Genomic DNA, 12,476 nt, shown 5'->3' on the forward strand with positions numbered 1-12,476 from the left:
CTCTCAAGCATTCATCGTACGACGACCGCTGCCTACGGTGGAGTCATGACCCGGCACGAGGAGACACCCGTCATGACCACCGCACAGCAGCCCCTCCCCTCCGGCTTCGGCGCCGCGTCCACGGCGCGGGACGTCGTCGAGGGCGTCGACCTGACCGGCAGGGTCGCCGTCGTCACCGGCGGCTACTCGGGCATCGGTCTGGAGACCAGCCGCGTCCTGCGGGCCGCGGGCGCCCGGGTCGTCGTACCGGCCAGGGACCCGGAGCGGGCCCGGGCCGCGCTGAAGGGGCTCGACGGTGTCGAGGTGGAGCGGATGGACCTGATCGATCCGGTGTCCGTCGACGCCTTCGCCGCGAGGTTCCTGGCCTCCGGCCGGCCGCTGCACATCCTGGTGAACAGCGCCGGGATCATGGCGACCCCGCTGACCCGCGACGCGCGCGGCCACGAGGCGCAGTTCGCGACGAACCACCTCGGGCACTTCCGGCTGACCGCCCGGCTGTGGCCCGCCCTGGTGGCGGCGCACGGGGCACGGGTGGTGGCGGTGTCCTCCCGGGGCATCCGCTTCTCCCCCGTCGTCTTCGACGACCTGCACTTCGAGCGGCGGCCCTACGAACCGTTCCTCGCCTACGGCCAGTCGAAGACCGCCAACGCGCTGTTCGCCGTGGAGCTGGACCGACGGGGCCGGGCGCACGGCGTGCGGGCCTTCGCCGTGCATCCCGGCACCATCGTCGACACCGGTCTCGCCAAGCACGTCTCCGCCGAGGCCCTGCGCGCGGCCGGCGCCGTCGACGACGAGGGCCGCGTCGTCATCGACCCCGCCCGGCAGCTCAAGACCGTCCAGCAGGGAGCGGCCACCGGCGTGTGGTGCGCCACCAGCCCGCGGCTGGACGGACTCGGCGGCGTCTACTGCGAGAACTGCGACATCAGCCCGCTGGTCGCCCCGGAGACGCAGGCCGACTGGTACGCCACGGCCGAGCTGCCCGGCGTGCTGCCCTACGCCGTCGACCCCGAGGCGGCGGCGCGGCTGTGGGCGGTGAGCGAGGAGCTCACCGCCTGACCGCGCCCTCCGCCCGAGCCGTTCAGCCCTTCACGATGGCGTCGATGCGCGCCAGTTCCTCGGCGTCGAAGTCGAGGGCGCGGATGGCGCCGACGCTGTCCTCCAGCTGCCGGGGGCTGCTCGCGCCGACGAGGGCGGAGGTGACCCGGCCGCCCCGCAGCACCCAGGCCAGGGCCAGCTGGGCCAGGGTCTGGCCGCGGGACTTGGCGACCTCGTCGAGGGCCCGCAGCCTGCCCACGAGGTCCTCGGTGACCGCGTCCGAGTTCAGGAAGGGACTGTCGCTCGCCGCCCGGGAGTCCTCCGGGATGCCGTCGAGGTAGCGGCCGGTGAGCAGGCCCTGCTCCAGCGGGGAGTAGACGATGGAGCCCACCTGGAGTTCGTCGAGGGCGTCGAGCAGGCCCTCGTCCTCGGGACGCCGGTCCAGCATCGAGTAGCGCGGCTGGTGGATGAGGAGCGGGGTGCCGAGGTCGGCGAGGATGCGGGCGGCCTCACGGGTCTGCTCGGCGGAGTAGTTGGACACGCCCACGTAGAGCGCCTTGCCCTGCTGCACGGCCGAGTGCAGCGCGCCCATCGTCTCCTCCAGCGGAGTGTCCGGGTCGGGGCGGTGCGAGTAGAAGACGTCGACGTACTCCAGGCCCATCCGGGCGAGGCTCTGGTCGAGGGAGGACAGCAGGTACTTGCGCGAGCCCCACTCGCCGTACGGGCCGGGCCACATCAGATAGCCGGCCTTGGTGGAGATGACCAGCTCGTCGCGGTACGGCGCGAGGTCGGCCCGCAGGGCGTCGCCCAGCGCGGACTCGGCGGCGCCGGGCGGCGGGCCGTAGTTGTTGGCGAGGTCGAAGTGCGTGACGCCCAGGTCGAAGGCGCGGCGCAGGATGGCGCGCTGGGTCTCGGCGGGCCGGTCTGGCCCGAAGTTGTGCCACAGGCCGAGCGACAGCGCGGGGAGCTTCAGTCCGCTGCGCCCGGTGCGCCGGTAGGGCATGTCGGCGTATCGGTCGGGGTGTGCGGTGTACAACGCGACTCCTGAGGGTTGGCACACGGTCTTACCGGCTCCCGGCGGCGTCCGGTCCGGTCGGGCGGCGGCCGCCCGGGAACGCTTCCACTCTTCCCCGGCCGACGGGCAGCGGTCCAACAGAAGAATCCGATGCGATTGTGCGGTTAGGCTTCTCAATCATGGAACTGCGCCATCTCCAGCACTTCGTCGCCGTCGCCGAGGACCAGCACTTCACCCGGGCCGCCGAGCGCCTGATGGTGTCCCAGTCGGGTCTGTCGGCGTCCATCCGGGCGCTGGAGCGGGAGTTGCGGGCGCCGCTGTTCGTGCGGACCACCCGTCGGGTGACGCTCACCGAGGCGGGGCGCGCGCTGCTGGGAGAGGCCGAGCGGATCCTCGCACAGGTGCGGTCGGCGCACGAGGCGGTGGCCGCGGTCCAGGGCGTCCTGCGCGGCACGCTGGCCCTGGGTACCGAGCAGTGCATCGCGGGGGTGCACGTGGCCCGGCTGCTGGCCGCGTTCCGCGGGCGCCACCCGGACGTCGAGATCCGGCTGCGCCAGGCGGGTTCGGGCGCGCTGGCGGAGGAGGTCGCGGCCGGCCGGCTCGACCTGGCCTTCGCCTACCGCACCCAGGCGGACAGCGACCAGTTGCGGTCGGTGTCGCTGACCGCCGAGCCGATGACCGTGCTGTGCCACCCGAGCCATCGTCTCGCCTCGGCCGCGGCCGTCCTCGCCCCGCAGGACCTGCTGGGCGAGGTCTTCGTCGACTTCCACCCGGACTGGGGGCCGCGCCGCACCACCGACGCCGCGTTCGCCGCGGCCGGTGTCCGGCGCACGGTGGCGCTGGAGGTCAACGACGTGCACAGCCTGCTCGACCTGGTGGACGAGAACCTCGGGATCGCGGTCGTACCCCGGCACTTCCGGCACAAGCGGCCCTCGCTGGCGGCGCTGCCGGTCAAGGGCACGGGCGAGACGGAGTACGAGACGGTCGCCCTGCTGCCGCCGGAGGGGTCCACCAGCCCCGCCGCCCGCGCGCTCGTCACGCTCCTCGAGACCGGCGGCCCGACAGCGCCCGAGGAGGGGCTGCGGGGACCGGACGCGTGAGCGGCCGCGATTTGCGATGGTGGACGGTATGCATGCGAAGGACATCCTCATCGACGGCTTCGGCCGCATCCGGGAAGAAGTCCATGCCGCCCTCGACGGCCTCGGACCGGACGGGCTCCACCGGCGTCCGGCGCCCGACGCCAACTCCGTCGCCTGGCTCGTCTGGCACCTCACCCGGGTGCAGGACGACCATCTCGCCGACGCCTTCGGCCTGGAGCAGGTCTGGCTCTCCCAGGGCTGGGACAAACGCCTCGACCTGGGGCTGCCCCGGCACGACACCGGCTACGGGCACAGTCCGGCCAAGGTCGCGAAGGTGCGGGTCGACTCGGCGGACCTGCTGACCGGGTACCACGACGCCGTGCACGAGCAGACCCTCGGCGCCCTGCGCGGGCTCGCCGCCAAGGATCTGGAACGGGTGGTGGACGAACGCTGGGACCCCCCGGTCACCCTGGGGGTCCGACTGGTCAGCGTCCTGTCCGACGACCTTCAGCACGTCGGACAGGCCGCCTACCTGCGGGGGCTGCTTCAGAGCGCGGCGGCGTAACCCGGCAGGACCACGTTGTCGATGAGGGCGTTGCGCTCGTCGAACGGGATGAAGGCGCTCTTGAGGGCGTTCACCGTGACCGTCCGCAGGTCCTCGACGGTCCAGCCGGCCTCCTCGACCAGCAGGGACATCTCCCGGGTCATGGTCGTACCGCTCACCAGACGGTTGTCGGTGTTGAGCGTGACCCGGAAGCCGAGGTCCTTCAGGGCCGTGATCGGGTGCTCGGCGATCGACGTGGCGCAGCCGGTCTGGAGGTTGGAGGTGGGGCACATCTCCAGGGCGATCCGGCGGTCGCGCACCCAGGAGGCGAGGCGGCCGAGCTTGCCGTCGACGATGTCCTCGGTGAGGCGGACGCCGTGGCCGAGGCGCTGGGCGCCGCAGACCTGGAGGGCCTGGTGGATGCTGGGCAGGCCGTGGGCCTCGCCGGCGTGGATGGTGAACGGCACGCTCTCGCGGCGCAGGTGCTCGAAGGCCTCGAGGTGGTCGGCGGGCGGGAACCCGTCCTCGGCGCCGGCGATGTCGAAGCCGACGACACCGGCGTCTCGGTAGACGACGGCCAGCTCGGCGGCCTCGCGCACGCGGTCGAACATCCGCATGCCGCACAGCAGGGTGCCCACGCGGACCGGGGTGCCGGCGGCGGCCGCCTTGGCCATGCCCGCGGCGAGTCCCTCCTGGACGGTCTCCACGACCTCGGCGAGCGTCAGCCCGCCGTTGGTGTTCAGCTCCGGGGCGTAGCGCACCTCGGCGTAGACGACGCCGTCGGCGGCGAGGTCGAGGACGTACTCCTCGGCGACGCGCAGCAGGCCCTCGCGGGTCTGCATGACGGCGAGGGTGTGCTCGAAGGTGGCGATGTAGCGGACCAGGTCACCGGAGTTGGCGGCCTCGACGTACCAGGCGGCCAGCTCGTCGGGGTCGGTGGTGGGCAGCTGGTGGCCGACCGCGGCCGCGAGCTCGACGACGGTGGCGGGGCGCAGGCCGCCGTCGAGGTGGTCGTGGAGCACGGCCTTGGGCAGCCGGCGGAGGGTCTCGGTGTCGATGCGGGGCGCGGTCATGGCAGGGTCTTTCCTCGGCGGGTGGTTCACGGAGAGATCAGGCGGCGGGCTGGAGCAGGTCCCAGCGGTTGCCGTACAGGTCCTGGAAGACGGCGACGGTGCCGTACGGCTCGTACCGGGGCTCCTCCAGGAAGGTCACGCCGGCGGCGGTCATCCGGGCGTGGTCGCGGGCGAAGTCGTCGGTGTGCAGGAAGAAGCCGACGCGTCCACCGGTCTGGTCGCCGACGCGGGCGCGCTGGTCCTCGTCCTTGGCGCGGGCCAGGACCAGTCCGGTCGCGGTCTCACCGCCGCCCGGCTCCACCACGACCCAGCGGGAGCCGTCGGGCCGCGGGGCGTCCTCGACCAGGCGGAAGCCGAGGGCCTCGGTGTAGAAGCGGATGGCCTCGTCGTAGTCGTCGACGACGAGGGTGACCAGGGCGACGCGTCGCATCGGAACCTTCCGGTGGGGGTGGTTAGCGGGTGAGGTTATACGTAAAACTACGCGGACGCCAGTCCCAGTTCTACGCGCGTTGCTACGAGGGCGGAGCGAGGGTCGGACTCAGGGCCGAGCGCCCCTGGATCACCTCGGTACGAGCGGGAGCGGCGCGGTCGTCAGCCGTCGGATTCGAGCAGGTCCCGAAGGATGCGCTCGTCGTCCGGGCTGAGCTGGGCGACGAAGCGGGCGAGGACGGTCTCGCGGTCGCTGTCCCGGTTCAGCTCGCTGTGCATGCGGCGGGCGGTGAGGCCGTGGGCGTCCTGGGCGTCCCGCACGGGCTGGTAGGCGTAGCCGCGGCCCTGGCGCCGCCGGTCGACGACACCCTTGTCGTGCAGGCGGGAGAGGATCGTGGTCACCGTCGTACGGGCGAGTTCCGCCCCGAGACTCCGCTGGACCTGGCCGGGCGTCTGGGGCGTGCCCGCGGCCCACAGCGCGGCCATGACGCTCGCTTCCAGTTCACCGGCCGGCCGGCGTTCGTCCTTGGCCTCGGTCATGGGAAGGTCCCTCACCCCGTCGTCGTCCGCGGTCCCGTCTACACGATTGTAGTTAGCCGCTCGTCCGGCGGTGCCGTCGGCGGGCGCGGTCCTGCCGGGCACCCCGGTGGCCGACCGGGCACCCCGGCGGCGGATGCCCGTCCCGAGCGCGGCCGCGGTGACGGTGGCGGTCACCGTCGAGCCCGCGGGCCGGGCCCGGCCGCACCCGACGGGCAGAGGTGCGCGGATACGACCGAGGCCTGGGCGGCGGCCCGTCAGCCGGTCCGCGTGCGGGCCGTGTCGAGCAGGGCCAGTTCCTCGCCGGTGAGCTCGATCGCGCCGGCGGCGACGTTCTCGGCCAGGTGAGCGGGGTTGCCGGTGCCGGGGATCGCGAGCACGTGCGGCCCCTGGTGGAGCGTCCAGGCGATGCGGACCTGCGCTGCGCTGACGCCGTGCGCCCGGGCGACGGAGAGCACCGCCTCGTCGTGGGCGGCCGTCGCACCGTGCTCCCCGGCGTCCCCGGCCACGGCGTAGAAGGGGACGAAGGCGATGCCGTGCTCACCGCACAGCCGCAGCACCTCGTCGCCGACGGGGTCGGGGCGGTCCACGGCGTACCGGTTCTGGACGCACACCACCGGCGCGATCTCCAGCGCCTCGGCCAGGTGCCGCGGCTCCACCGAGGAGACGCCGAGGTGCCGGATCAGACCCGCCGTCCGCAGCTCGGCGAGGGCGCCGAAGTGCTCCGCGATCGAATCCTGGCGCTGCCGGCGGAAGTTGACGACGTCGAGGTGGTCGCGCCCGAGCTGCCGCAGGTTCTCCTCGACGTGTCCGCGCAGCTGGTCGGGGCGCGCCGCGGTACCCCACTCGCCCTGGTGGTCGCGGTGAGGGCCGACCTTGGTGACGACGACGAGGTCGTCGGGGTACGGCGAGAGGGCGCTGTTGATCAGCTCGTTGGCGGAACGCAGCGACGAGAAGTAGAAGGCCGCCGTGTCCATGTGGTTCACCCCGAGCTCCACGGCCCTGCGCAGGACGGCGAGCGACCGCTCCCGGTCGCTCGGGGTGCCGTGGTGGAAGGCGGCACTGCCCGTCAGCCGCATCGCGCCGAAGCCGATGCGGTGGACGGGCAGGTCGCCGAGTTTCCAGGTTCCGGAGGCTTCCGCGGTGATCGTTTCTGCAGTCATCGGCGGAGTGTCGCACGGGGCGCCCGTCCGGGGCACCGGCATAACGGCCCGCCGGTCCCCGGGCGGCGCGGGCGCGGCGGGTCAGGTCAGCGGCTTGGACAGGACCGCCTTGCGGTGGCTGAAGGTCTCGATGGACCAGCGGCCGTGGTAGCTGCCCATGCCGCTCTCCCCCACACCGCCGAAGGGCAGGTCGGAGACGGTGAGATGGGCGAGCGGCAGGCCGTATCCGAGTCCGCCGGAGGAGGTCTCGGCGGCGATGCGGGCCCGGGTGTCGTCGGACTCGGTGAAGACGTAGAGCGCGAGGGGCTTGTCGCGGTCGTTGATGAAGGCGATCGCCTCGTCCAGGCCGGCCACGGTGACGATCGGCAGGATGGGGCCGAAGATCTCCTCCCGCATGACGGGGGAGTCGGGCTCGACGTCGGCGAGGACGGTGGGCGCGAGGTACTTGGCCGTACGGTCGCCCACGCCGCCGACCGCCACGCGGCCGGAGCCGAGCAGGCCGTTCAGCCGGTCGAAGTGCCGCTCGTTGATGATCCGCCCGTACTCGGGCGAGGCGGCCGGGTCGGTGCCGTAGAGGGCTTCGACGGCGCGGACCAGGGCGGCCTCCAGGGCGGCGGCGGTCCCGGGGTCGGTCAGGACGTAGTCGGGAGCCACACAGGTCTGCCCGGCGTTCAGGAACTTGCCCCGCGCGAGCCGGTCCGCGACCGTGTCGAGGTCGGTGCCGCGGTCCACGAACACCGGTGACTTTCCGCCCAGTTCGAGGGTGACCGGGGTGAGGTGCTCGGCCGCGGCGCGCATCACGATGCGGCCGACGGTGCCGTTGCCGGTGTAGAAGACGTGGTCGAAGCGCTCGGCGAGCAGGGCCGTCGTCTCCGGGACACCGCCCTCCACGACGGCGACCGCGTCGGTGTCGAGGTAGGCCGGGATCAGCTCGGCCAGCGCGCCCGAGGTGGCCGGGGCCAGCTCGCTCGGCTTGGCGACGACCGCGTTCCCGGAGGCGAGCGCGCCGACCATCGGGGCGAGCAGCAGCTGGGCCGGGTAGTTCCAGGGGGCGATGACGAGGACCACGCCGAGGGGGTCGGTCTGGGTCCAGGCCGTGGCGTCGGGGCCGAGGTGCGCCGGGACGGGCGCGGGCTCCGGGCGCAGCCAGGCGTCCAGGTGCTCCAGGGTGTGGTCGATCTCCCGGACCGTGAAGTCGATCTCGGTGCGGTACGCCTCGGTCGCGCTCTTGCCGAGGTCGGCGCGCAGGGCGGCGGCGAGGTCGGCGCCGCGTTCGGTGAGCAGGGCGCGCAGGCGGCGCAGCTGGGCGGTGCGCCACGCGACGGGCCTGGTGCGGCCGGTGGCGAAGGTGGCGCGCAGCCGGGCCACGACGTCGGCGGGCTGCTCGGTGCTGGGGAGGTTCACGGGTGCCTCGCTGGTGCGGCGCGGGCCGGTGCGGCCCGGCCATGATCGAAAGGTCAGGTGTATATGCCAACCTTTCAGGTCCTCAAGTTCATTCCGGTGATCACCAGTGACACGGATCACGTCGGCGGGGCGGCCGTTTCGCGGCCGCGGCGCTCCAGGTGGGCCCGCTCGGCCGTGCTCCCGGCGAGTCCGGCGGCGACGGCGTACTCGGCGGCGGCCTCGTGGCGGCGGCCCAGGCGGCGCAGCAGGTCGGCCCGTACGGCGTGCCGCACGTGGTAGCGGTCCAGGCCGAGCGCGTCCACCAGGGCCAGGGCGAGCGCGGGGCCCTCGGTCTCGGCCACGGCTACGGCCCGGTTCAGGGCGACCACCGGGGACGGCGCCACCGCCATGAGCTGGTCGTACAGGCGCAGGATCTGCTGCCAGTCGGTGGCTGCGGCGGTGGGCGCGTCACTGTGCACCGCCTGGATCGCGGCCTGGATCTGGTACGGCCCCGGTCGGTTCCGGCGCAGGCAGCGGCGGACCAGCTCCTGGCCCTCGGCGACCTGGGCCCGGTCCCACCGGGCGCGGTCCTGCTCGGGCAGCGGGACGAGGGCGCCGTCGGGGGCCTGCCGGGCCGGGCGCCGGGACTCGCTCAGCAGCATCAGCGCGAGCAGACCGGTGACCTCGGGCTCGTCGGGCATCAGCTCGGCGAGGAGACGGCCGAGGCGCAGGGCCTCCGCGCACAGGGCCGCATCGCCGGTGTGGCCCTCGTTGAAGATCAGGTAGACGACGGCGAGGACACCGTCGAGCCGGCCGGGCAGGTCGGCGTCGCGGGGCACGCGGTACGGGATGCCCGCGTCCCGGATCTTGGCCTTCGCGCGGACCAGCCGCTGGGCGAGGGTGGGCTCGGGCACCAGGAAGGCGCGGGCGATCCGCGCGGTGCTCAGGCCGCCCAGCAGGCGCAGGGTGAGGGCTACGCGGGCCTGGAGGGCGAGCGCGGGGTGGCAGCAGGTGAAGATCAGGCGGAGCCGCTCGTCGCGCACGGGGCCCTCCTCGGGGGTCGGGTCGGGCGCGTACAGGCGGGCGGCCTCGGCGTGCCGGGCCTCCCGGGAGGACTCGCGGCGCAGCCGGTCGACGGCCCGGTTGCGGGCGGTGGTGATGATCCAGCCGGCCGGGCTCGGTGGCGGGCCGGTCTCCGGCCAGGTGCGCAGGGCGGTGGCGAAGGCGTCCTGCACCGCTTCCTCGGCGAGGTCGATGTCGCCGAGGAAGCGGATGAGGACGGCGACCGCGCGCCCGTACTCCGTGCGGAAGACGGCCTCGACGTCGGGGGCGGTCATCGGTGCGGCCCCGGCGTCAGTGCTGGTCCACGAAGGGCCGCACCTCGATGGGCAGGGTGGTGGCGAGGGCGCACCTGCGGCCCCACTCCAGGGCCTCGTCCAGGTCGGCCGCCTTGATCAGGCACAGTCCGCCCAGGTACTCCTTGCCCTCGGCGTAGGGGCCGTCGGTGATGAGGACGTCGCCGTCCTTCGGACGGAGCATGGTGGCGGACTCGGGGCCGTGCAGGCCGCCCGCGAAGACCCAGGCGCCGGCGGCGCGCAGCTCCTCGTTGAAGGCCTCGACGGCGCGCATGATCCCGGCGAGTTCCTCGGTGGCGGGCGGCGTGCCGTCGGCCGGCTGGACCACGCTGAGCAGGTAGTGCTTCATGACGTCCTCCATGGCGTCGTGCCCGGGTCGGGCTGTCCGTCACCTCCTACACGAACGGCCGGGCCCCGGATCGACACCGCGCGCCGGGCGGTGCGGAAAAAGTCCGGAAGAATCCTCCGCATGAACGCCGACGCGCATCCCCTGGTCGTCCGCGCCCGCGAGCTCGCGGCGGATCTGCTCCTCCCCGAGGCCGAGCGGGTGGACCAGGAGGGTGTGCCCGCCGGTCACGTCGAGGCGGTGAAACGGTCGGGGCTGCTCGGGGTGGTGGCGCCGGTGGAGTACGGCGGCTCCGGGGCGCCGGCGGCCGTGCTGCGGGAGACCGCGGAGATCCTGTCCGGGGCGTGCTGTTCGACGTGGTTCGTGCAGACCCAGCACCATACGCCGGTGCAGACCCTGGCGCGGAGCGGACTGCCGGTGCGGGAACGCCTGCTGGGGCCGCTGGCCCGCGGGGAGCTGCTGTCCGGGGTGGCGTACGCGCATCTGCGGTCGTTCCCGCGGGTCCCGGTGCGGGTCCGCCGGCGGCACGGGGGCTGGCGGTTCGAGGGCACGGTTCCCTGGTACACCGGGTGGGGCCTGAACGACGTCATGCTGCTCGCCGGGGTGACCGACGCGGACGAGGCGCTGTTCGCCTTCGCCGAGGCGCGCGACCAGCCCGGGCTGACGGCCTCGCCGCCGATGCGGCTCGCGGCGCTCACCGCCGCGCGTACCGTGTCGCTGGAGCTGGACGGGCTGTGGCTGCCGGACGACGCGGTGGCCCTGCGGACGCCCCACGCGCGGTGGGCGGCCGGTGACCGGGCCAGGACGCTGAACGCCACTCCGGCGGTCTTCGGCGTCGCGGAGGCCGCCCTGTCACTGCTGGACGAGGCGACCGCCGGGCCGCTGCGGGCCCGCGTGGCCGACGTCCGCCGCCGGGCCTACGCCCTCGCCGACGATCCGGCGCCGCACGAGCGGGCCGCGGAACGGCTGGCGGTACGCGCGGAGGCGTACCAGGTGCTGGGTACGGCCACGACGGCGGCGGTGGTCGCCGGGGGCGGCCGGGCGATGGCCCTCACGAGCCGGGCCCAACGCCTCGCGCGGGAGGCCCTGTTCCTGCTGGTGCAGGGCCAGACGACCGAGTCCCGCACGGCCCACCTGGCCGCTCTGTCGGGGGCGTGAGCGGGAAGGCCCGGGTGCCGCCGAGGCCTCGTCCCGGTGCCCGTGCGGGGCGCTGGGGTCGGAGAGCCGTGCGACGTATGCGGCCGGAGTGGCGGGCTCTGCCCTGTTGGCGGTTGCCGGAGCCGGCCGAGGTCAGCCGCAGCGGGGCGTCACGCCGGCTGCCACAGTTCGATCCGGTTGCCCTCGGGATCGCTGACCCAGCCGAATCGGCCGACGCCCTCCATCTCCTGCGTCTCCTCGGCGACGTCCGCCCCCTCGGCGCGCAGCTGGGCGAGCATGGCGTCCAGGTCGCGGACGCGGAAGTTGAGCATGGTCTGCTGGGCGGGCGACCCGAAGTAGTCGGTCCCGGACTCGAAGGCCGCGAAGACCGTCGGCCCGTCCCCCTGCCGCCACAGGCCGTGCTCGTCGGCGTCCAGGCCGAGGCAGTCGCGGTACCAGGCGGTCAGCGCCGACGGGTCGGCGGCCCGCAGGAAGTACCCACCGATTCCAAGCACACGTTCCATGCCCTCATCCTGCCAGGGCCGGGGCAGCGGCGTCCTCAGCGGGCGTGCCGGACGCGACGGGCCAGCGCGTGGGCGCCGAACGCGGTCGTGGCCGCGAAGGCGAGCCCCGGGCGACGTCCCGCGCGCGGGTGGGAGGCAGCGCTCCGGCCCGGCGGAGCCTGCCACGGGCCCACAGGGTGAAGGGCAGGACGACCAGGGGCGTGGTCACGGAGCCCGGCGTGTATCCGCGGACGGCGGCCGCCTGGGCCAGATGGACCAGGCCGTGCAGACCGAATCCGTCGAGCGCCGTCCGATAGGCCGCCGAGCGGCCCCCGGTCCGCCACCCGTCGGCCGCCGCTGCCGCCACCACGACGGCCACGGCCGCGACCGCCGTGCCGAACTCCCGCCGGTCCACCGACGTAAGCCCCCGCCACACCCGTTCGGGCACCCCGGGGAACCGTTCGCGGAGCTCCGGTACGTGCGTCCGCACCCAGCGCGGGATCGTCACGACCTCCTCGAGGTCGTGCACGGCCCACGCGGCCAGCAGGCCCCAGGTGACGGCTCCGGAGACGTCGCGCGGTTCACGGTTCACGAACACGCAGTCTACGAAGGCCCGTTGCCCGGTCGCGGACGGGTGCGCGTCAGGGGCGGGCGTCCTCCTCCGGCCCCTCGACGACCACCAGGAAGGCGTCGGACCTCAGATCCATCACCACGGTCGCGGGTTCACCCTCGGCGCGGCGGGCCGCCGCGTACTCCTCCGCCGGCCACGATCCACGCGGCGCCCCGGCGGGGAACCGTTCCAACACCTTCGCACTCATGACGGCCGGTCACCTCCAGCGTTCCACCGTCGGACGGAATGTGCGTCCTGTACATCTCC

General features: G+C 73.9%; 14 protein-coding genes and 1 pseudogene. 4 read left to right on the forward strand and 11 right to left on the reverse strand.

The genetic code is table 11. From position 1 onward, the window contains the following. Window positions 1-45 precede the first annotated feature (45 nt). The gene (locus N8I86_RS04570; RefSeq protein ID WP_241840993.1) at window positions 46-1,056 is read left to right on the forward strand and encodes an oxidoreductase; all 1,011 of its coding nucleotides are present in this window, start codon (window positions 46-48) and stop codon (window positions 1,054-1,056) included. Between the two features lie 22 nt (window positions 1,057-1,078). Here the strand turns inward: N8I86_RS04570 and mgrA are convergent, their stop codons facing one another. After that, the gene (mgrA, locus tag N8I86_RS04575) at window positions 1,079-2,071 is read right to left on the reverse strand and encodes an L-glyceraldehyde 3-phosphate reductase (protein WP_073894435.1); all 993 of its coding nucleotides are present in this window, start codon (window positions 2,069-2,071) and stop codon (window positions 1,079-1,081) included. Between the two features lie 158 nt (window positions 2,072-2,229). On the opposite strand from mgrA, the gene N8I86_RS04580 reads away from it, so the two are divergent. Further along, complete coding sequence (locus tag N8I86_RS04580; protein ID WP_123438925.1) at window positions 2,230-3,150, forward strand: LysR family transcriptional regulator; 921 nt, start codon at window positions 2,230-2,232, stop codon at window positions 3,148-3,150. Between the two features lie 28 nt (window positions 3,151-3,178). Next, entirely contained in the window at window positions 3,179-3,694 is a 516-nt protein-coding gene (locus tag N8I86_RS04585; RefSeq protein WP_073895302.1) for a mycothiol transferase, read from the forward strand. On the opposite strand, the gene N8I86_RS04590 is transcribed toward N8I86_RS04585, so the two are convergent. The 7 genes from N8I86_RS04590 to N8I86_RS04620 form a co-directional block, all read right to left on the reverse strand. Then, window positions 3,676-4,746, reverse strand: a complete 1,071-nt coding sequence (locus N8I86_RS04590) for an adenosine deaminase (RefSeq protein ID WP_263277157.1) — start codon at window positions 4,744-4,746, stop codon at window positions 3,676-3,678. The two genes, N8I86_RS04585 and N8I86_RS04590, sit on opposite strands and share 19 nt — an antisense overlap. Before the next feature lie 37 nt (window positions 4,747-4,783). Then, complete coding sequence (locus N8I86_RS04595) at window positions 4,784-5,176, reverse strand: VOC family protein (RefSeq protein WP_073894440.1); 393 nt, start codon at window positions 5,174-5,176, stop codon at window positions 4,784-4,786. Between the two features lie 161 nt (window positions 5,177-5,337). Next, on the reverse strand, window positions 5,338-5,715 hold the full coding sequence (locus N8I86_RS04600) for a BlaI/MecI/CopY family transcriptional regulator (RefSeq protein WP_263277158.1): 378 nt from the start codon (window positions 5,713-5,715) through the stop codon (window positions 5,338-5,340). Window positions 5,716-5,969: 254 nt separating this feature from the next. Continuing rightward, window positions 5,970-6,875: an aldo/keto reductase gene (locus tag N8I86_RS04605; RefSeq protein WP_123438921.1), complete on the reverse strand. Its 906-nt coding sequence runs from the start codon at window positions 6,873-6,875 to the stop codon at window positions 5,970-5,972. An 81-nt stretch (window positions 6,876-6,956) separates the two neighbouring features. Next, window positions 6,957-8,279, reverse strand: a complete 1,323-nt coding sequence (locus tag N8I86_RS04610) for an aldehyde dehydrogenase family protein (protein WP_263277159.1) — start codon at window positions 8,277-8,279, stop codon at window positions 6,957-6,959. A 116-nt stretch (window positions 8,280-8,395) separates the two neighbouring features. Next, on the reverse strand, window positions 8,396-9,595 hold the full coding sequence (locus N8I86_RS04615) for an RNA polymerase sigma factor (RefSeq protein WP_263277160.1): 1,200 nt from the start codon (window positions 9,593-9,595) through the stop codon (window positions 8,396-8,398). A 16-nt stretch (window positions 9,596-9,611) separates the two neighbouring features. Next, entirely contained in the window at window positions 9,612-9,962 is a 351-nt protein-coding gene (locus tag N8I86_RS04620) for a YciI family protein (protein WP_073895304.1), read from the reverse strand. Between the two features lie 120 nt (window positions 9,963-10,082). Between N8I86_RS04620 and N8I86_RS04625 the strand changes: the two genes are divergently transcribed. Then, window positions 10,083-11,117, forward strand: a complete 1,035-nt coding sequence (locus N8I86_RS04625) for an acyl-CoA dehydrogenase family protein (RefSeq protein WP_263277161.1) — start codon at window positions 10,083-10,085, stop codon at window positions 11,115-11,117. A gap of 149 nt (window positions 11,118-11,266) precedes the next feature. Here N8I86_RS04625 and N8I86_RS04630 read toward each other — a convergent pair whose 3' ends face one another. The 3 genes and pseudogenes from N8I86_RS04630 to N8I86_RS04640 all read right to left on the reverse strand — a co-directional run bounded on the left by N8I86_RS04630 (window position 11,267) and on the right by N8I86_RS04640 (window position 12,417). Next, window positions 11,267-11,620, reverse strand: coding sequence for a VOC family protein (locus N8I86_RS04630; protein ID WP_263277162.1), 354 nt, complete (start codon window positions 11,618-11,620; stop codon window positions 11,267-11,269). A 35-nt stretch (window positions 11,621-11,655) separates the two neighbouring features. Next, window positions 11,656-12,191: pseudogene (locus N8I86_RS04635) on the reverse strand (HXXEE domain-containing protein). Between the two features lie 49 nt (window positions 12,192-12,240). Then, window positions 12,241-12,417, reverse strand: a complete 177-nt coding sequence (locus N8I86_RS04640; RefSeq protein WP_185091484.1) for a hypothetical protein — start codon at window positions 12,415-12,417, stop codon at window positions 12,241-12,243. Window positions 12,418-12,476 lie beyond the last annotated feature (59 nt).

This window comes from Streptomyces albidicamelliae, assembly GCF_025642175.1.
GTDB lineage: Bacteria > Actinomycetota > Actinomycetes > Streptomycetales > Streptomycetaceae > Streptomyces > Streptomyces albidocamelliae.